Below are 17,912 nucleotides of genomic sequence, written 5' to 3' on the forward strand. Positions count from 1 at the left end.
CTGATGGATTCGATGGCCCAGAAGGCAAAGGCCTCCAAGGCGCTCGCCTTGGAGGCCCATGAGTTGCGCCGTGCGGCTTGGGCCGCGTTCGAGGCGGCTCTGTTCGAGCCTAGTGCCTGAAGTCGACTTACAGAGATGTCTCGTTGGTCTGGGTTGTGCCTGACAGGCGAAGCCGGTCGAGATGATCGGCCCAGTCCTGCAGCATCTGGCGGCGCTCGTCCAGATATTCGTGGCGGTTGTAGGTAGCGCGAGACTTGTTGCCGTGTACGTGGGCCAGACAGCGTTCGATCACGTCTGGGTTGGCCTGGAGCTGGTTGAAGTGCGTACTGAACGTGGACCGATGGCCGTGAGGCGTGCCCTTGCTTTGAAACCCCAAGCGGCCCATCAGTGCGTTCAAGGAGCCGCGAGCCATTGGGCGCTGTGCGCTGCGCCTGTTTGGGAAGACGAAAGGGGAGGTCCCCGCAGCCATGGCCTTCCATGAGGTAAGCAGTGCGATAGCTTGGCGCGACAGGGGGACGCAATGGGGGAGGCGCTCCTTCATTCGTTCCTTGGGAACCTCCCACTTGGCCTCATCAAAGTCGAATTCACTCCAACAGGCGCCGGTCACCTCTCCTCTTCTACCGGCGGTGAGGATGAGAAGTGTCATCGCCACCTTGGCGTGCTGTTGCATCTCGCGTCTGCGCTGACTGGCGGTGGGGGCGCTAATGCCCTTTTCGGTGACCTCCATCCAGCGCTCGAACGCGACATGGAAGGAGCTCTCCTTCTTGAGCTTCTCGGCCAGGATGTTGGCCTCCCGCATACGCTGCCGTTCTGCATTCGGGTTCTTGCCCGCTTTGACCAATTTCCGCGCGGCATCACGGAGGGCGCGTGCCTCCTTGAGCGGAAGTGAATCCTTGTCGTACACGCCGATGGAGTGCGTGTTCTCCTTGCCGCTCAGTTTGAAGCGGTACTGCCAGAGCTTTTCTCCGGAGGGCCGAACAACGAGGTGAAGGCCACCTCCGTCACGGAGCTTGGCGCCCGGCTTGGCATTTTTGATTTTTACGTCGGTGAGCAGGTTCTCTTTTCCCATGCCACCTATGTTACCCGCTGAGTTACCCGCCTATGTGCTCCGCTGTAGCTGATTTTTGTTGGATCACGCTAGACGTCGTTCTTGTCTAACTTATTGAATTTAATTGAGTTTTTTCGAGATTTTGTACGTGACTGGTCGTGGATGGATGTCAATTGACATTCCAGGTGGCGAGCTTCATGGCAGGGTTTCCAGAAAGGCGATCATCTGTTGTACGTTCTCGATGGGCCTGGGGTTGGTGGCGGTCCAGCGGTCTTGCATGACGCCTTCGGCCAGGCGAGGGATGTCCCGCCGATCGAAGCCCACCTCGGCCAGTGAGCGCGGCATGCCCAGGCTGCGGATCAGCCGGTCCAGCAGCGCGCTCGCGGGGGCGTGGGCGTCGCCCAGCGATGCGCTGATGCGCAACTGGCGTTCGCCGTTGAAGCCCTGGTTGAAGGCCAGCGAGGAAGGGGCAACCACACAGGAGGTGTGTCCGTGCGAGACCCCGAAGCTGCCGCCCAGCACGTGGCCGGTGGCGTGGCTGATGCCCATGGGGATGCCGGCGGCCAGCGGCGTCATGGATTGCCAGGTGGCGGTCATGCAACGCCCGCGTGCGGCCAGATCGTGCGGTTGTACGTGGCTGCGCGGCAGGGCCTCGACCAGTGTGCGCAGCGCACTTTCGGCGAGCGCATCGCCGTAGGCGTTGGAGCGCAGCGAACCCAGGGTCTCGACCGCGTGGTCGATGGCACGCACGCCAGTGGAGATCCACAGCCAATGCGGCGTGTGCAGGGTGATGGCGGGATCTAGGATGATCGCGCGCGGCACCATCCGCCGGTGGCCGAAACTCTGCTTGCGGCATTCGCGTTCGTTGGTGATGCCGCCGGTCTCGTAGAACTCGGCGCCCGACAGTGTGGTGGGCACGGCGATGACCGGCACATCCGGCCCTTCAAAGGCCGGTGGCAGGCGCTGTCCTTGCGGATCGACCTGCACACGGTAGGCATCCATGCCTTCGTGCGTGGTCAAGCCATGCTTCAGGCACAGTGCGACCACTTTGGTGGTGTCGATGATGGAGCCGCCACCGATGGCCACCAGCGCATCCGCACCCGCAGCGCGGGCCTGGGCGGCAACGGCCAGGACGGCCGCGCGCGAGCTGTGCGGCGGCACTTCGTGGAAGGTGCCCACATGGCGCTCACCCAGCGCCTGCTGCAAGGCTGCGACCGCGGGCGTGGCCGTGGCCAGTGTGCGGCTGCAGACGATGAAGGCGCGGCGCCGTCCGGTGCTCTCGAGTTCGTGGGTCAGTGCCGTTGCGACCGGTTCGCCCACATAGATGCGTTCGGTGGCGGATTGCGCATGGACCGCGCGGCCAGGCTCCAGGCTCATGGAGGCGTGCGGGTGTAGGTGACGAAGGCGAACGGCAGGCCCGCAGCGGACGTGTGGGTTTCGCGCGCGGTTTCTTGCCATTCGGGCCCGAGTTCCGGCGCATGCGCATCCCCCTCGAAGTCCTGCGCGATCTCGGTCACTACCGCGCTGCTGGCCAGCGGTACCGCGGCCGCGTAGATCTGCGCACCACCGATCACCCAGGCATCGGCACCGGCCGGGCAGTGCGCCAGTGCCTGCTCCAGCGAACCCGCGCGCAGTGCTCCCTGGGCCTGCCATTGCGGGTCGCGGGTGACCACGATGTTGAGGCGCCCGGGCAGCGGGCGAAATCGCGGCGGCAGCGAGTCCCAGGTCTTGCGGCCCATGATGACCGGGCTGCCCAGCGTGGTGCGCTTGAAGTGGGCCAGGTCCTCAGGCAGGTGCCAGGGCAGTTGGTTGTCGCGCCCGATCACGCCATTGGCTGCGCGCGCGTAGATGAGGTGCAGGCGCGGCCCACTCACACGGCCACCGGTGCCTTGATCGCTGGGTGATGCTGGTAGTCCAGGATCTCGAAGTCGTCGAGCCCGTAGTCGAAGATCGACGGCGGTCGGCGCTTGATGCGCAGCGTGGGGTAGGGGTGTGGCGCGCGCGAGAGCTGCAGCGCCACCTGCTCCTGGTGGTTGCTGTAGATGTGGCAGTCGCCGCCGGTCCATATGAACTCACCGACCTGCAGATCGCACTGTTGCGCGAGCATGTGGGTCAGCAGCGCATAGCTGGCGATGTTGAAGGGCACGCCCAGAAAGATGTCGGCGCTGCGCTGGTAGAGCTGGCAACTGAGCTTGCCTTCGGCGACATAGAACTGGAAGAAGGCGTGACAGGGCATCAGCGCCATCTTGTTCAGGTCGGCCACGTTCCAGGCGCTCACGATGATGCGTCGCGAATCCGGGTTGGTCTTGAGCTGGCGGACAACCTCGGCGATCTGGTCGATGTGGCCGCCTTCCGGCGTAGGCCAGCTGCGCCACTGCACGCCGTACACCGGGCCGAGATCGCCGTCCTCTCGCGCCCACTCGTCCCAGATGGTGCAGCCGCGTTCCTGCAGCCACTTCACATTGGAGTCACCACGCAGGAACCAGAGCAGTTCCACGATGATGGCCTTGGTGAACACCTTCTTGGTGGTCACCAGCGGGAAGCCCTCGTTGAGGTCGAAGCGCATCTGGTGGCCGAACACGCTGGTGGTGCCGGTGCCGGTGCGGTCGGTTTTTTCCACCCCGTGCGTGAACACGTGGCGCATGAAGTCTTCGTACTGGGAGCGGATGGTGCGCTGTTGCGGCTGGCTCATGGGCGTTGGCTGGTCTGGGTGCCGTTGATCACGGGCGAGGGCGGCGTGATGCGTTCGTCGAAAGGGTGTTGCTGCAGGGCAAAAATCTCCCTGATGCGCCGAATGTACCCCTGTGTTTCAGGAAAGGGCGGCACGCCACGGTAGCGCTCCACCGTGCCTTCGCCTGCATTGTAGGCCGCCAGTACCAGCGGCACATTGCCCTGAAAGTAGGCCAGCAGCCACTGCAGGTAGGAGAGGCCGCCGCGGATGTTCTGCTCCGCATCGAAAGGCTTGTTCACCCGGAAGCGCGCTGCGGTCTCCGGGATGAGCTGCATCAGACCCTGCGCGTTCTTGTCGGAGAGCGCGTGGACGTCGAAGTTGGACTCTGCGCGGATCACGGCGAACGCCAGCCCCGGCTGGATGCCGAACTGCGGCGCGAGCTTGTAGACGATCTTCATGATGCGCTGGCGCTCGGGCGTGTTCACCAGCTCGCGGTAGCGGGTGGTGATGGCCTCCATGTCGGCCGCCTGCTGCGCGGCCTGCCGCTCCTGCTCCACTTTCTGCTGTTCCACCCGCTCGGCCTGAAGAACGCATTCGGGTTTGTCGGCGGGCGTCCCGAGGCGCTGGAACATGGCTTCGGCATGCGTGTCGCCCAGCAGGGCGGCGCGTGCGAACCAGTGGGCGGCATAGCCATCGTTGCGCTGCGTGCCACGGCCATTGGCGTAGAGCCAGCCCAGGTTGTAGGCGGCGACCGCATCGCCAGCCAGCGCGGCCTGGCAGTACAGCCGGATGGCGGCGTCCACGTCGCGCTTGACACCCTCGCCGTGTTCCAGCGCCTGGGCCTGCTCGCGCCAGGTCTGGCGCTGGGCGGCGTCCACCGCCGCCTGCGCCGTGCCGTTGCAGAACAGGGCAAGCGCCAGCAGCCAGCCGGTCGTGGAAATGCGTGCGAGCAGTGTCATGGCGTGTGGAGAACGCGTCCGGGGTTCATCACCTGGTCAGGGTCCAGCGCCTGCTTGATGGCGCGCATCAGCGCCAGGGCGACCGGGTCCTTGTAGTGCGGCAGGTGGGCGGCCTTGAGGCTGCCCACACCGTGCTCGGCGCTGATCGAACCATGGTAGCGCGCCACCGCGTCGAAAACCAGACCGTTCACCCGGCTCTCCTGCTCCAGCAGGAATTTTTTGGCATCTCCGCCTTCGGGAGCCTGCACGTTGTAGTGCAGGTTGCCGTCGCCGAGGTGGCCAAAATTCACCAGCCGCACGCCCGGCACTTCGCGCTCCAGCAGGGCGTCCGTCTCGGCGCAGAAGGCCGGGATCGTGGAGACCGGGATGCTGATGTCGTGCTTGATGTTCAGGCCTTCCTCGGCCTGGGCCAGCGGAATGCTCTCGCGCACATGCCAGAGCCCGCGTGCCTGCGCCAGGCTCTCGGCCACCACCGCGTCGCTCACCAGGCCCTGGGCAAAGGCGGTCTCCAGCAGGCGCTCGAACTGATCGCGCGCGTGCGTTTCGGACTCGCTGTCGCTGTTCTCCAGCAGGACGCAGTACGGGCTTTCCCGCCACAGCGGCGTGCGCAGTTGGGGGAAATGCTTGTCCACCAGGCTGAGCGCGAACTGGCCCATGACCTCGAAGCCGGTGAGGCCCGCGCCCAACTGCCGGTGCGCCAGTCCCAGCAGATCCACTGCCGCCTGCAGGCCGGGCACGGCGGCCCAGGCGGTAAGCTGTGCGGCCGGCAGCGGGTACAGCTTGAGCGTGGCGGCGGTGATCACGCCCAGCGTGCCTTCGCTGCCAATGAACAGGTCGCGCAGGTCGTAGCCGGTGTTGTCCTTGCGCAGGCCGCTCAGGCCGTGCCAGACCTCGCCCTGCGCGGTCACCACCTCCAGGCCCAGGCAGAGTTCACGTGCGTTGCCATAGCGCACCACCTGCGTGCCGCCGGCATTGGTGGCAAGGTTGCCGCCGATGGTGCAACTGCCCTCGGCCGCCAGGCTCAGGGGCAGCAGGAAGCCTGCCTGTTCGGCCGCGTCCTGCAGGTTCTGCAACACGCAGCCGGCCTCCACCGTCATGGTCAGGTTGGCCGCGTCGATGCCACGCACCGCGTTCATGCGGGTCAGGCTCAACACGACCTGCGTGCCGCTGTCGTCGGGTACCGAGCCAACCACCAGGCCGGTGTTGCCGCCCTGCGGCACGATGGACACGCCCGCTGCCGCGCAGGCCTTCACCACGGCGGCCACTTCGGCGGTACTGCCCGGGCGAGCCACCGCCAGCGCCCGGCCGCGCGCGCGTTTGCGCCAGTCCTGTTCCCAGGCGGCAAGGTCGGCGCCGGGGTCGTCGTGCGTGAGCACGTGGGCGTCCCCCAGGGCCGCGCGCAACGCAGCGAGCAGTTCGGCGTGTGGGGCGTGGCTCATGGCTGGACAGCAGGCGGCAGGTTGGCGGCGGCGCGCAGGCGCATGCGCACATGCAGGGCGCAGGCCGTGAACAGCGCGATGCACAGCAGCACCTGCAGGCTCGCCAGCAGCGTGGACATGCCGCTCTCACCGCTGGTGGCGCGCACCACGCCCTCGGCGAAATACAGCCAGACCAGCAGGCTCACCCAGCGGTAGGTGTACATGCGGTTCTTCAGCAGGCCGGCCAGCGGCACGGTCAGTGGCAGCACCTTCAGCGCCCACCAGGAACCTCCCTCGCGCAGCGGTGCCAGCCAGAGTTCCCAGGCCAGGCCCAGCGCGATCAGGCCCAGCAGGCTGCCCACGGCCAGCCAGCGGGTGAAGCGCACGGCTGGCGATGCGGGGACGGAGGCGGAGGGGAGGGCGGCGGCAGAGGACGGCTGAGACATGGCAGGGGGCTCGCGGGGCAGGTGGCATGATACCGGGATGACCCTGACCGAGCGCCTGCGGGCCATCGAGACCCTGGCGCGCGCGCTGTGGCGCGACGCGCTGAAATTTCCGTGGGCCAACACGGCCATCACGCTGCGCGAACGCTTCCGGGAAGACCGCCTGGGCATCACCGCCAGCAGCCTGACCTTTACCACCACCATCTCGCTGGTGCCCCTGTTCACGGTGGCACTGGCCGTCTTCAGCGCCTTCCCCATGTTCGAGCGCCTGCAGATCACGCTGCAGCGCTGGCTGGTGCAGAGCCTGGTGCCGCCGGACATCGCCAAGCAGGTGCTCATCTACCTCAACCAGTTCGCTGGCAAGGCCGGGCAGATGGGCTGGGCCGGCGCCCTGGTGCTGCTGGTGACCGCGCTCGCGCTCATTCTTACCATCGACCGCAAGCTCAACGACATCTGGCGCGTGCGCCAGGCCCGGCCGCTGACGCAGCGCATCCTCGTGTACTGGGCCGTGCTCACGCTGGGCCCGCTGCTGCTGGCGGGCAGCCTGACCGTGACCTCGGTGGTGGTCAGCGCCTCGCGCGGCGTGATCGCCTCGCTGCCCGGCGGGGTGCGGCTGCTGCTCGAATCCCTGCAGTTCCTGCTGCTGGTGGGTGGCATCGCCGCGCTCTACCGGTATGTGCCCAACACGCGCGTGCGCTGGAGCCATGCGTTGCTGGGGGCGCTGTTCGTGGCCACTGCGCTGGAGGTGGCCAAGAAGGTGCTGGCGTTCTACCTGGCCCAGGTGCCCACGTATTCGGTGGTCTACGGCACCTTCGCCACCGTGCCCATCCTGCTGGTGTGGATCTACGTGGCCTGGGTGATCGTGCTGCTCGGCGCCGTGGTCGCGGCCTACCTGCCCAGCCTGCTCTCCGGCATTGCGCGCCGCGGCGACACGCCGGGCTGGAACTTCCAGCTTGCGCTGGAACTGCTGGCGCAGCTCAAGGCCGCGCGCGACACCGACTTCAAAGGCCTGAGCCTGCAAGGCCTGGCCCAGGTGCTGCGGGTCGATCCGCTGCAACTGGAGGAACCGGTGGCGGCCCTGGTGGCGCTGGACTGGCTGGGGCGGCTGGATGAGGACGTCGAACGCTACGTGCTGCTGGTGGACCCCTCGGTCACGCCGGTGGCCCCGCTGGTGGAGCGCCTGCTCCTCGCCCAGCAGCCCCATACCGAACGCTTCTGGTTCGAGAGCCACTGGGGCCGGATGACTGTGGCGCAGGCCTTGGGAACCTGAGGCGATCGGCCCCTCATTCCACCGCGAAATCCGCCCGCAGGAACCCCCGGAAGCGCGCCCGCCCGCCCCTCACGGGCACCTGCGTCAGTCGGTAGCGTGGGAAGCGCCGCAGGAAGCGGCCGATGGCGACGCGGCCCTCCAGACGCGCCAGGCTCAGCCCGGCGCACTGGTGGATGCCAAAACCGAAGGCCAGGTGCTTGTTGCCCTCGCGCGCGAGGTCGAGCACCTCGGGTTGGGCGAACTGCGCCGGATCCCGGTTGGCCGCGCCTATGCACAGCGTGACCAGCGTGCCGGCAGGCACGGCCACCTCGCCGATCCGCGTGTCCTTCACGGCACGGCGGTTGCCCAGTTGGTTGGACGATTCGAAGCGCAGGAACTCGTCGACCGCGAGGCTGAGCATGGCTTCCTGCGCGGCCTCATCGCCGCCGGCCTGCGCCATGGAAGCGAGCAGGCCGGCGAGCGCCTGCGGGTGTTCCTGCAGCGTGATCAGGCCGTTGCCGATCAGGTTGGTGGTGGTCTCGTGGCCCGCGTTGAGCAGGAAGATGCAGTTCTGCAGCAACTCCGCTTCGCTGAGTTGCTCGCCACCGGCCTCGCCCAGGATGAGGCGCGTGAGCACATCGCGCTGCGGGTCGCCCGGCTGGCGGCGGCGCGCGGCCACCAGGGTGCGCAGGTAGTCCAGCATGTCGGTGACGGCCTGGTTGCCCAGGGCCTGCTGCTGTGGCGTCAGCGTGGGTTCCAGCGCGCCCAGGATGGCCAGCGACCAGGCGCGCAGCGGGCCACGCTCGGTGTGTGGCACGTCCAGCAGGTTGCCGATGATTTCCACCGGGATCGCGGAGGCGAAGTCCTCGATCAGGTCGCCACCGCCTCGGGCCTCAATGCGGTCGAGCAGCCCGTCCACCAGCGTCACCAGGCCGGGCTCCATCTCGTCGATGGCGCGCCGGGTGAGCGCACCCATGATGAGCCGGCGCACCCGGGTGTGCAGCGGCGGGTCATTGAACACCAGGCTGGTGGTGTGGTGCTCGAACAGTGGCGAACCGCGACCGTACTTGGGCGCGAACTCCACCTGCTTGTCCGAACTGAAGGCCGCTGCGTCGCGGTAGACCGCCATGAGGTCGGCGCAACGCGTGAGAAAGAGGGAACCATCGGGCATGCGGCGCACGGGCTCGCTGGCGCGCAGGGCGGCGTACACCGGGTAGGGGTTGGCCAGGAAGTCGGGCGGCAGGGCACGCAGATCGAAGCCGCGCGCGATCTCCTGCGCGCGGTCTGGCGCCATGGCTGGGGTGATGTCCGTGAGGTTCATGGCCGCAGGAAATCGCGCAGTGCCGCCAGCATGGCGTCGGGCGTCTCGTTCATCTGGTGGTGGCCCACGGGCAGGCTGGCCACCTGCACCTGCCGGCCTGCCGCGCGGGCTGCTTGCACCAGGGCCTGTGCGGCCTTCGGGGGCGTCATCTGGTCCTGGTTCCCGAGCACGAACAGCACCGGGCAGGTGATGCGCGCGATGGCCGCCTCGCCACCCGCATAGTTGTCGCAGGCCACGAAGCCCCGGTGGAAGACGTTGACCTTGGGGTTGCTGCGCAGCACGCGGCGGTTGAGCGCCACGTTGGCGCCATGCACCCAGGTGCCCGGGCCCAGCGCGGATGGCGGAGCGGCCAGCGTGCTGCGGGAGAACACATTGATCATCTGGATCGCCTTTTCGGGTTCCTTGAGCGAGGACTCGATCAGCGCTGGCGACACCTTCATGGGCGCAGCCGTGCCGACGAGCACCAGATGGCTCACACGTTCGCCCAGGCGCGCGGCGGCTTCCAGCGCGATGAGCGACCCCCAGCTGTGGCCCACCAGCGCGGCGCGCTGCACGCCGGCCGCGTCCAGCAGGGCGGCGATGAAATCGGCCGCGGCCTCCACCGAAGCCGGCGCCTCGCCTTCGCTGCGGCAGTGACCAGGCAGGTCCAGCGCCAGCACGTTCCAGCCGTGGTGCGCGAGGTAGCGGCTCTGCAGGATCCACACGCTGTGGTCGTTGAGCACGCCGTGGATGAAGACCACGGTGGGCTTGCCGGCATCGAAAGGCTTGCCGCCGGTGTAGCAATAGGTCTTTGCGCCGTTGACCAGGAGTTCCATGTCGGGTCTTTCGTCTGTTCCCCTGAACTTGTCCATCGGGGCGGGTTGGGGTGGTTGGGAGGGGCTTCGACAGGCTCAGCCCGAACGGGAGGGGGCTCAGCCCGAACGGGAGGGGGCTCAGTCCGAACCGGGAAGTCGCCACGAACCGGGGGCTTAGCCTGCCTTTTCTGCGGCTTTGAGCGCGCGCTTGAGATCGTCGATCAGGTCATCAGGGTCCTCCAGTCCGATCGACAGGCGGATCGTGCCCGGCCCGATGCCTCCGGCAGCCAGTGCTTCGTCGCTCATGCGGAAATGGGTGGTGGAAGCGGGGTGGATCACCAGCGAGCGACAGTCGCCCACGTTGGCGAGGTGGCTGAAGAGCTTGAGCGCCTCGATGAAGGCTTTGCCTTGCGCGCGTGAGCCTTTGATGTCGAAGCTGAAGACGGAGCCCGCGCCCCTGGCGCCGAAGCGCAGCAGCTTTTGCGCCAGTGCGTGGCTGGGGTGCTCCGGCAGCAGCGGGTGGCCCACGCGGCTCACCAGCGGGTGGCTGGCCAGGAACTGCACCACTTTCTCGGTGTTGCCCATGTGCCGTTCCATCCGCAGCGAAAGGGTCTCGATGCCCTGCAGGATCAGCCAGGCGCTGTGCGGGCTCATGCAGGCGCCAAAGTCGCGCAGGCCCTCACGCCGCGCGCGCAGCAGAAACGCACCCACCGTGCTCTCTTCAGTGAACACCATGTTGTGGAACCCTTCGTACGGCTCGGAGAGCTCCGGAAAGCGGCTCGAGGCGGCCCAGTCGAAGCTGCCCCCATCCACCACCACGCCGCCGATCACGGTGCCGTGGCCGCTGAGGAACTTGGTGGCGGAGTGGTAGACGATGTCGGCGCCCAGCTCCAGTGGCCGCACCAGGTAGGGCGTGGTCAGCGTGGAGTCCACCAGCAGGGGCACGCCGGCCTCGTGGGCGATCTGGCTCACGGTGGGGATGTCCAGCACGTCCAGGCCGGGGTTGCCCACCGTTTCACCAAAGAACAGGCGTGTGTTGGGCCGCAGCGCGTCGCGCCAGCCGTCGATGTCGCCCGGCTTGACGAAGGTGGTCTCGATGCCGAAGCGGCGCAGCGTGTAGTGCAGCAGATTCTGGCTGCCGCCATAGAGCGCGGTGCTGGCCACGATGTGCGAGCCCGCGCCCATCAGCGTGGCCACGGCCAGGTGCAGCGCCGCCTGGCCGCTGGCGGTGGCGATGGCACCTATGCCGCCTTCGAGTGCGGCCATGCGCTGCTCGAACACCGCGTTGGTCGGGTTGCTGATGCGGCTGTAGACGTGGCCCGCGCGCTCCAGGTTGAACAGCGCCGCCGCGTGGTCGCTGGACTCGAAGACGAAGGAGGTAGTGAGGTGGATGGGCACCGCGCGCGCACCGGTGGCCGGGTCGGGCGCGGCGCCAGCGTGCAGGGCCAGGGTGTCAAAGCCGGGGTCAGCATAGCCGGGCATGGGTAATGTCTCCTGGGCAATGGATGTGGAAACGGTGGAAGCGGCCCACCACCGGACCGTGCCAGGGCAGGTCGGGCCCCTGGAAGGGGCGACCCGCGCAGCGGCGCAGCGTGGGGAATTCGGGGATTGTGGGCTATATTGCACGAACGCCAGCCCCGCTGGAGACACCCCTACACAGAGATCAAGGCAAGCCGAGGAGAACGGTCATGAAAGTCAGCGACATCCTGCGCGTCAAGGGCGGCACGCTCTACACCATCCAGCCGGAAGAGTCCCTGGAGCAGGCCGTGGAGACCATGGCGCAGTTCGACATCGGGTCCCTGGCCGTGATGGACCATGGCGACCTCGTGGGCATGCTCACCTTCCGCGAGATCATCCACACCCTCGCACGCAACGGTGGCCAGCTTGGCGGCAAGACGGTGCGCACCGTGATGGACGACCACCCCATGAGCTGCACCCCGGAGACCGAGCTGGACCAGGTCCGCCCCATGATGCTGGAGAGGCACACCCGCTACATGCCGGTCATGGACAACAAGATGCTGATGGGCGTGATCAGCTTCTACGACGTGGCCAAGGCCGTGGTGGACAGCCAGAACTTCGAGAACAAGATGCTCAAGGCCTACATCCGCGACTGGCCTGAGGAAGAGACGGGCAAGAGCGAGCCCAATTTCCCCTGAGCAGGCCGGGGCCGCTCACTCCGTCGCAGAGTGGATCATCTCCCGCACGCGCGGGTAGATCTGCTGGTTCCACTTGCGCCCGCTGAACACGCCGTAGTGGCCCACGCCGGTCTGCACGTGGTGCGTCTTCATGTAAGGCCGCACGCTGCTGCACAGGTCCTGCGCGGCCACGGTCTGGCCGATGGAGCAGATGTCGTCGCGCTCGCCTTCCACGGTCATGAGCGCGGTGCGGCGGATGGCGGCGGGGTTGACGGTGCGGCCGTTCCAGGTGAGCACGCCGCGTGGCAGGTCGTAGGTCTGGAACACCTTTTCCACCGTTTCCAGGTAGAACTCGGCGGGCAGGTCGTTGACCGCCAGGTATTCCTCGTAAAAGTCCTGGATCACGCCAGCCTCTTCGGTGCGGCCGGCCAGCAGGTGGTCGTAGATGTTGCGGAAGGACTGCTTGTGCCGGTCCGGGTTCATGCTCATGAAGGCGGTGAGCTGCACGAAGCCTGGGTACACGCGGCGCATGAAGCCCGCGTGCGGCAGCGGCACGTGGCTGATGAGGTTCTTCTCGAACCAGTCGATGGGTTTGCTGGTGGCCAGCCGGTTCACCTCGGTGGGGTTGACGCGGCAGTCCACCGGGCCCGCCATCAGCGTGAGACTGCGCGGCTGGGCCGGGTTGTCGTCTTCCGCCATGACGGCCGTGGCCGCCAGCGCGGCCACGCAGGGTTGGCAGACCGCCACCATGTGCGCGCCGGTTCCCACCGCTTCGGTGAAGCGGATCATGTAGGTGATGTAGTCGTCCAGGCCAAAGGCGCCGTGGCGCAGCGAGACATCGCGCGCGTTGTGCCAGTCGGTGATGTAGACATCGTGGTCCTGCAACAGCGTGCGCGCGGTCTCGCGCAGCAGCGTCGCGAAGTGGCCAGACAGCGGTGCCACCAGCAGCACCTTGGGCTGGGGCTCTACCCCTTCCTTGCGGAAGCGCAGCAGCGTGCCGAAGGGCAGCGTCAGCACCACCTCCTCGGTCACGGGGATCGCCTGCTCGCCCACCATCACCTGCCGGATGTTGTAGGGGGGGCGCGTGTGCGTGAGCCGCATGCGGGAGATCACGTCGCACGCGGCGGACATCTTGCGCAGCAGCGAACCTTCGGTGTTCTTGAGCCAGAGCGCCGCACTCAGGTGCTGGGCGCTCATGCGCAGGGGCGAGACCAGGTCGGATTGGAGCTGGTAGGCCTGATACATCATGGTGTTGTCCTGGTGGGAACGTGCCCTCGGTGCAGGCAAGTTGCGGGCCAACCCTCGTCCGCACCGGTGAGGTGCGCACCACCAGCACCGAGTTGGCACAGGCCTTGCTGTGACGTGGTTCCCAGAGGAGCAACCCACCATGGCCAAAGCGGTACTGACCATCAGCAGCAAGAACTACGGCGCCTGGGCCCTGCGCGGCTGGCTGATGGCGCGGCTGGCCAAGCTGGACTTCGTCGAGCATGTGATCCCACCCGACGACCCGGCCATGAAGGCCGAGATGCTGCTGCTCTCCGCCTCCATGCGCGTACCCGCGCTGGAGCACGACGGCATCCACGTCTGGGACACGCTGGCCATCGGCGAGTACCTCAACGAGATCAAGCCCAAGGCCGGCCTGCTGCCCGCCGACCGGGCCGCGCGCGCCCACTGCCGCGCCATCTGCGGCGAGATGCACTCGGGCTTCTCGGCCATGCGCTCCTCGCTGCCCATGAACATCAAGGCCTCGTTTCCCGGCTTCAAGCTGTGGTCCCGCGCGCGCACCGACATCGACCGCGTCGAGGCCATCTGGACCGAGTGCCTGGATACCTACGGCGGCCCGTACCTCTTTGGTGAGAAACCCTGCATGGCCGACGCCATGTTCGCCCCGGTGGTCACGCGCTTCATCACCTACGAGGTGGAGATCTCCGAAGCCAGCGTGGCCTACTGCGACACCATCATGGCGCTGCCCGCCATGAAGGAATGGGTGGCCGCTGCCGAGGCCGAGCCGGACGACATTGACGAGCTCGACGCCGAGTTTTGACTCACCCCCGCCGCGCCTTCTGGGCGGGCGGGCAGGGCGTGCGCAGCGCTATTTCCAGGGCGTGGGCGGCGGAATGTCGCAGACCGGGTCCACGTCCACGGTCTTGAAGTCGGCGGGGGAGACGATCTCCAGGTACTCCATGTCGGGCGAGTAGTCGAACAGGTAGTGGCGGATGCCAGGGCGCTGGTGCACGCAGTCGCCGGCCTGCACCAGGGTGACCTGGTCCTCGTACATGAACTTGGCCCAGCCCTTGACCATGATCACGATCTGGAAGTCCGCCTCGTGGCGGTGCCAGCCGGTACCGCCGTCGGGCGGCATATTGGCCTTGACCAAATGCGCGATCACCTTGCCGTGCGTGGCCTCGGCGATGCCCAGGTCGCGGTACAGGAAGAAATCGCGCAGGCCACCGCCCTTGTACTCGCCTTCATCGGCCTTGACGTGGGAGAACAGCGTGGAGGTTCTGTCGAGCATGGAAGCGCTCCTTTCTGGGGATTCACAGCCACAAATCTGCTGCGGTGCAGCACGAAGCACGAAATGTTCCCGTGTCACTTCGGCCCGGCGGGGCATGAAAGCGGCTGGTGCGTGCACCAGACTGGCTCACCGGCGCACCAGCAGGCCTCGGGGATAATCGGGTCCCATGAGCGGCAACACCTTCGGCACCCTGTTTTGCGTCACCAACTTTGGTGAGTCCCACGGCCCGGCCATCGGCTGCGTCATCGATGGCTGCCCGCCGGGCATGGCACTCAGCGAGGCCGACATCCAGGGCGACCTGGACCGCCGCCGACCCGGCACCAGCAAGTTCGTCACCCAGCGCAACGAGCCCGACACGGTGGAGATCCTCAGCGGCGTCTACGAGGGCCGGACCACCGGCACGCCCATCGCCCTGCTGATCCGCAACACCGACCAGCGCAGCAAGGACTACGGCAACATCCTGCAGACCTTCCGCCCCGGCCATGCCGACTACACCTACTGGCAGAAATACGGCATCCGCGACCCGCGCGGTGGCGGCCGCAGCTCCGCACGCCTGACCGCACCCACCGTGGCCGCCGGCGCAGTCGCCAGGAAATGGCTCAAGGAACGCTACGGCACGACCTTCCGCGGCCACATGACGCAGATCGGCGAGATCGGCATTCCCTTTGAAAGCTGGGACCACGTCCCCAACAACCCCTTCTTCGCCCCTGTGGCCGATGTCTCCGAGATCGAGGCCTACATGAGCGAACTGCGCAAGAGCGGCGACTCCTGCGGCGCGCGCCTGCGCGTGACCGCACAAGGCATGCCCGTGGGCCTGGGCCAGCCGCTGTACGACCGGCTCGACGCCGACATCGCGTACGCCATGCTCGGCATCAACGCCGTCAAAGGCGTGGAAATCGGCGCCGGATTCGACAGCGCCGGGCACCTGGGCAGCATGCACGGCGACAGCCTCACGCCCGAGGGCTTCAAGGGCAACAACGCCGGGGGCGTGCTGGGAGGCATCAGCACCGGGCAGGACCTGGAAGTCTCCATCGCCATCAAACCCACCAGCTCCATCCTGGTACCGCGCGAAACCATAGACACTTCCGGCCAGCCCACCGAGGTCGTCACCAAGGGCCGTCACGACCCCTGCGTCGGCATCCGCGCCACCCCCATCGCCGAAGCCCTGCTCGCCCTGGTGGTCATGGACCATGCCCTGCGCCACCGCGCCCAATGTGGCGACGTGAAACTGCCCACCCCCGACATCGCGGCCAAGTCGCGCACGTGAACGGACACCTGCTCGAACCGAGCGCTCGCCAGATTGAGCAGAGTCCGCAGCCTTTTGGAGCGAGCCCTGATCCGTTCATAGCGCGTCCTCGTCGGTCCCGGGTCGGTCCTGGCTGCTTCGGAGTAAGTCCTGGCCGGTTCGGAGCGAGTCCTGGCCCGTTCGGAGCAAACCCTGGTCCGTTCGAATGGAGCTCCGATCCGTTCGGACTGAGCTTGTCGAAGTCCTCACCAACCACGCACGCGCGTTTCGACAAGCTCAACGCGAACGGACATACGCTCAACGCGAACGGATGCAGACCCAATGGAAATGGATATCGACCCAATGGGAGCGGATATAGGCCCAACACACACGGATGCAAGTCCAGCGCGTACCAGCGGAAGCCCAGGCCGAACGGTGACCTGACGACGCACCAGAGACGGAGAGCACCGTGAGCCAGAACAGGCACCTGCTCGCCTTCTCCTGGCTCAGCGCGAGCTACTTCGCGCACATCGGCTTTTTCAACCCCTACCTCCCGCTCTGGCTCAAAGGCCTCGGGTTCGGTCTCATCGCCATCAGCGTGCTGACCTCGGTGCAGTCCGCCACGCGGCTCTTCGCGCCCTACGTCTGGGGTTCCCTGAGCGACCGCAGCGGCGAGCGCGTGCGCCTGCTGCGCTACGGCGCCAGCGCCGCGCTGCTGCTCTCGCTCGGGCTGTGGTTCCAGTCCATCGGCCCGGTGCTGCTGTTCGTGGTGCTGCTGCTCATGTTCAGCCACACCAGCGGCATGATGCCCATGAGCGAAGCCGCGCTGGCCCATCTCGTCAGCCGCGAAGGCAGCTTCGACCCCCGGCGCTACGGCCGCGTGCGGCTCTGGGGGTCGCTCGGTTTCCTGGTCACCGTGCTGGCCGCCGGCCTGTGGTTTGAACGCTTTGGCCTGCGCGACTTCCCCCTATGGGCCACGGGCACGCTGGCCGCCGTGGCCTTGAGCACCTGGCTGCTGCCGGACCTGCGCGAACCGCCGCACCCCGGCGGCGAACCGCGCCCCCGCATCGCTCCCGTGCTGCGCCAACCCGCCGTGCGCTGGTTCTTCGCCGCCATGTTCTTCCATGTGCTCGCGCACATCTTCATCTACATCTTCTTCTCCCTCTACCTCGACGCCCTGGGCTACAGCAAGGCCGCCATCGGTCTCTTCTGGGCCGTTTCGGTGGTGATTGAGATCGGTTGGTTCTTCACCCAGGGGCGCTGGCTGCCGCTGCTGTCCTTGCCCGCCTGGCTGGTGCTGGCCGCCGCCCTCATGGCCCTGCGCATGGGCCTTACCGCCGGCCTGCCCCTGGTCTGGCCCCTGTTGCTGCTGGCCCAGACCCTGCACGCCATTACCTTTGCCGCGCACCACACCGTGTGCATCGCCCTCATCACCCAGTATTTCCCGGGCCGCCTGCGCGGGCGGGGCCAGGCACTCTACAGCGTGCTCGGCTACGGCCTGCCCGGCGTGACCGGCGGCCTGGTCGGCGGCGTCATCAGCGCGGCCTTCGGCCTGGCCAGCGTATTCTGGCTGTCGGCATGTTGTGCACTGGCCGCCTGCCTGTGCGCCATCCGCATGCGCACACTGCCGCCGCCGCGGCCAGCCCGCGAAACCATTCGTGCCTGAACAGGCGTGACTGGTGGCGGCAACGCCCACTCTCGTCAAGCTGCACGCCCAACCCCATCGCGCGGGGCCACGATTCCCCCCGACCGCTCGGCGCTCGCCTCGGGCGGGAAGGAAGGACGACCGTGATGCACAACAGCCTGCCCCCCATCCACCTCGTACTGCTCATCGCCCTGCTGGTCTGGTCCGTGGCCGGCATCGCGTGGCTGCTGCCCATGAAATGGCGCCTGCTCAAGCGCGTGGGCTTCGACAAGAGCAATGGCTTTCTTCTGGAACTCGCCTTCAAGGGCGACCACGACGCCCAGAAACTCCACCGTTGCACCCGAGCCTATCTGGCGGTCGGGATCCTCTGTGCGCTGGGGCTGGCGCTCATCAGGGGCAGCGCGGCGGGGTGAGACGAGGGCGGTATGCGCCTCCGCATGGCATGCACCGGTCTTCGCGGCTCAGCCGGTCGGAGGCGAGGCAGATGCT

At 67.2% G+C, this 17,912-nt stretch carries 18 protein-coding genes; 6 read left to right on the plus strand and 12 right to left on the minus strand.

Annotated features, from left to right (window positions below; all coding sequences use genetic code 11):
* Nucleotides 1-127: 127 nt before the first annotated feature.
* From KIT53_RS09855 to KIT53_RS09885, 7 genes are all read right to left on the minus strand, one after another.
* Nucleotides 128-1,069: a site-specific integrase gene (locus KIT53_RS09855; RefSeq protein WP_297751374.1), complete on the minus strand. Its 942-nt coding sequence runs from the start codon at nucleotides 1,067-1,069 to the stop codon at nucleotides 128-130.
* A gap of 174 nt (nucleotides 1,070-1,243) precedes the next feature.
* A complete protein-coding gene (locus tag KIT53_RS09860; RefSeq protein ID WP_297751377.1) occupies nucleotides 1,244-2,425 on the minus strand; it encodes an iron-containing alcohol dehydrogenase in 1,182 nt (393 codons plus the stop codon).
* On the minus strand, nucleotides 2,422-2,922 hold the full coding sequence (locus KIT53_RS09865; RefSeq protein ID WP_297751380.1) for a dihydrofolate reductase: 501 nt from the start codon (nucleotides 2,920-2,922) through the stop codon (nucleotides 2,422-2,424). Before KIT53_RS09865 ends, KIT53_RS09860 begins: the two co-directional genes overlap by 4 nt.
* Nucleotides 2,919-3,740, minus strand: a complete 822-nt coding sequence (locus KIT53_RS09870) for a thymidylate synthase (protein WP_297751383.1) — start codon at nucleotides 3,738-3,740, stop codon at nucleotides 2,919-2,921. The genes KIT53_RS09865 and KIT53_RS09870 overlap by 4 nt, the downstream gene beginning before the upstream one ends.
* Nucleotides 3,737-4,678: a transglycosylase SLT domain-containing protein gene (locus KIT53_RS09875; RefSeq protein WP_297751386.1), complete on the minus strand. Its 942-nt coding sequence runs from the start codon at nucleotides 4,676-4,678 to the stop codon at nucleotides 3,737-3,739. The genes KIT53_RS09870 and KIT53_RS09875 overlap by 4 nt, the downstream gene beginning before the upstream one ends.
* The gene (locus tag KIT53_RS09880) at nucleotides 4,675-6,117 is read right to left on the minus strand and encodes an FAD-binding oxidoreductase (RefSeq protein WP_297751388.1); all 1,443 of its coding nucleotides are present in this window, start codon (nucleotides 6,115-6,117) and stop codon (nucleotides 4,675-4,677) included. The genes KIT53_RS09875 and KIT53_RS09880 overlap by 4 nt, the downstream gene beginning before the upstream one ends.
* Nucleotides 6,114-6,542 (minus strand): DUF2069 domain-containing protein, encoded by a 429-nt coding sequence (locus tag KIT53_RS09885; RefSeq protein ID WP_297751392.1) that lies wholly within the window; start codon nucleotides 6,540-6,542, stop codon nucleotides 6,114-6,116. The genes KIT53_RS09880 and KIT53_RS09885 overlap by 4 nt, the downstream gene beginning before the upstream one ends.
* Nucleotides 6,543-6,579: 37 nt before the next feature.
* On the opposite strand from KIT53_RS09885, the gene KIT53_RS09890 reads away from it, so the two are divergent.
* The gene (locus KIT53_RS09890) at nucleotides 6,580-7,809 is read left to right on the plus strand and encodes a YihY family inner membrane protein (protein ID WP_297751395.1); all 1,230 of its coding nucleotides are present in this window, start codon (nucleotides 6,580-6,582) and stop codon (nucleotides 7,807-7,809) included.
* A gap of 13 nt (nucleotides 7,810-7,822) precedes the next feature.
* On the opposite strand, the gene KIT53_RS09895 is transcribed toward KIT53_RS09890, so the two are convergent.
* The 3 genes from KIT53_RS09895 to KIT53_RS09905 form a co-directional block, all read right to left on the minus strand.
* On the minus strand, nucleotides 7,823-9,109 hold the full coding sequence (locus KIT53_RS09895) for a cytochrome P450 (RefSeq protein WP_297751398.1): 1,287 nt from the start codon (nucleotides 9,107-9,109) through the stop codon (nucleotides 7,823-7,825).
* Nucleotides 9,106-9,924 carry an alpha/beta hydrolase gene (locus KIT53_RS09900; protein ID WP_297751400.1) on the minus strand — a complete coding sequence of 273 codons (819 nt, stop codon included), beginning with the start codon at nucleotides 9,922-9,924 and terminating at the stop codon, nucleotides 9,106-9,108. The genes KIT53_RS09895 and KIT53_RS09900 overlap by 4 nt, the downstream gene beginning before the upstream one ends.
* A gap of 153 nt (nucleotides 9,925-10,077) precedes the next feature.
* Entirely contained in the window at nucleotides 10,078-11,385 is a 1,308-nt protein-coding gene (locus tag KIT53_RS09905; RefSeq protein WP_297751403.1) for an O-acetylhomoserine aminocarboxypropyltransferase, read from the minus strand.
* Nucleotides 11,386-11,591: 206 nt separating this feature from the next.
* On the opposite strand from KIT53_RS09905, the gene KIT53_RS09910 reads away from it, so the two are divergent.
* Nucleotides 11,592-12,059: a CBS domain-containing protein gene (locus KIT53_RS09910; RefSeq protein WP_297751406.1), complete on the plus strand. Its 468-nt coding sequence runs from the start codon at nucleotides 11,592-11,594 to the stop codon at nucleotides 12,057-12,059.
* Between the two features lie 15 nt (nucleotides 12,060-12,074).
* On the opposite strand, the gene phaZ is transcribed toward KIT53_RS09910, so the two are convergent.
* Nucleotides 12,075-13,286, minus strand: a complete 1,212-nt coding sequence (gene phaZ / locus KIT53_RS09915) for a polyhydroxyalkanoate depolymerase (RefSeq protein ID WP_297751411.1) — start codon at nucleotides 13,284-13,286, stop codon at nucleotides 12,075-12,077.
* A gap of 139 nt (nucleotides 13,287-13,425) precedes the next feature.
* Between phaZ and KIT53_RS09920 the strand changes: the two genes are divergently transcribed.
* The gene (locus tag KIT53_RS09920; RefSeq protein ID WP_297751414.1) at nucleotides 13,426-14,082 is read left to right on the plus strand and encodes a glutathione S-transferase; all 657 of its coding nucleotides are present in this window, start codon (nucleotides 13,426-13,428) and stop codon (nucleotides 14,080-14,082) included.
* A gap of 48 nt (nucleotides 14,083-14,130) precedes the next feature.
* Here the strand turns inward: KIT53_RS09920 and KIT53_RS09925 are convergent, their stop codons facing one another.
* On the minus strand, nucleotides 14,131-14,553 hold the full coding sequence (locus KIT53_RS09925; protein WP_297751417.1) for a cupin domain-containing protein: 423 nt from the start codon (nucleotides 14,551-14,553) through the stop codon (nucleotides 14,131-14,133).
* A gap of 166 nt (nucleotides 14,554-14,719) precedes the next feature.
* On the opposite strand from KIT53_RS09925, the gene aroC reads away from it, so the two are divergent.
* The 3 genes from aroC to KIT53_RS09940 all read left to right on the plus strand — a co-directional run bounded on the left by aroC (nucleotide 14,720) and on the right by KIT53_RS09940 (nucleotide 17,836).
* On the plus strand, nucleotides 14,720-15,820 hold the full coding sequence (aroC, locus tag KIT53_RS09930; RefSeq protein ID WP_297751420.1) for a chorismate synthase: 1,101 nt from the start codon (nucleotides 14,720-14,722) through the stop codon (nucleotides 15,818-15,820).
* Between the two features lie 427 nt (nucleotides 15,821-16,247).
* Nucleotides 16,248-17,444 (plus strand): MFS transporter, encoded by a 1,197-nt coding sequence (locus KIT53_RS09935; protein WP_297751423.1) that lies wholly within the window; start codon nucleotides 16,248-16,250, stop codon nucleotides 17,442-17,444.
* Between the two features lie 125 nt (nucleotides 17,445-17,569).
* The gene (locus tag KIT53_RS09940) at nucleotides 17,570-17,836 is read left to right on the plus strand and encodes a hypothetical protein (protein ID WP_297751426.1); all 267 of its coding nucleotides are present in this window, start codon (nucleotides 17,570-17,572) and stop codon (nucleotides 17,834-17,836) included.
* Nucleotides 17,837-17,912 lie beyond the last annotated feature (76 nt).

It is taken from the genome of Hydrogenophaga sp. (genome assembly GCF_026125785.1).
In the GTDB taxonomy this organism is placed as follows: Bacteria; Pseudomonadota; Gammaproteobacteria; order Burkholderiales; family Burkholderiaceae_C; genus Hydrogenophaga.